The sequence below is a fragment of the Desulfofundulus thermobenzoicus genome (assembly GCF_009428905.1).
GTDB lineage: Bacteria > Bacillota > Desulfotomaculia > Desulfotomaculales > Desulfovirgulaceae > Desulfofundulus_A > Desulfofundulus_A thermobenzoicus.
Genome location: NZ_WHYR01000132.1, coordinates 1 through 632, shown reverse-complemented (window position 1 = coordinate 632; position 632 = coordinate 1). Strand labels below are relative to the sequence as shown.

The following is a 632-nucleotide window of genomic DNA, read 5'->3' as shown; positions in this document are numbered from 1 at the left end:
GTAAAGCCGGTCTGGCCGGCGCACACCTCCACCATCGGTTACTGGAAGTACATGCAGCGGTACGGGATAATTATTCACCACGCCGCTGCTTTAGTTACAGCTCGCCGGGCAATTGGCTTCAAAGAACGAATTACCGGTGAACTGAAAGCAAAAATTCAGGCTGTCAAAGAGAAGCTGAACCGGAAGGTTTATTCCTTACCTGGGGAAGGAAAAGGGATGACCCGGAAGGTAAAGCGGCTCTTCAAGCGGCTGGAAGAAAAGATTTCCGTGCATAACGGGCTGACCCGTTTCAAACAGGAATCGTTTCGCACCGTCTGGCACGACTTGAAGCAGCTCGCTTTATCGAGTAGGTGACCCCGTTAGCCGGTGCGGGAACAACCGGTAGGCCGCACCTAACAGGTCGCGTGGAGGCGGAGTTAACCTCTTCCAGATGATCAACGTAAGGGCTTTGTGTCCTTGCGCCCATTTGGAGCAGAATTTTTCCATCTCCCGTCCGGGTGGGACTCCCGGGGCCGAGGTCTCTCTGTCACCCCAGGAAATATTTCCACGGAGGTGTAAAGCCTGGTCATGGGGAGGCCGCTTAACAAGAAATGGTACAGTGTATCAGGAATTGTTAAGTTATTTGAACCAGG

At 52.8% G+C, this 632-nt stretch carries 1 pseudogene; it reads left to right on the top strand.

Annotated features, from left to right (window positions below):
• A pseudogene (locus GFC01_RS17835) lies at positions 1–354 on the top strand (IS200/IS605 family accessory protein TnpB-related protein); the annotation flags it as partial.
• Positions 355–632 lie beyond the last annotated feature (278 nt).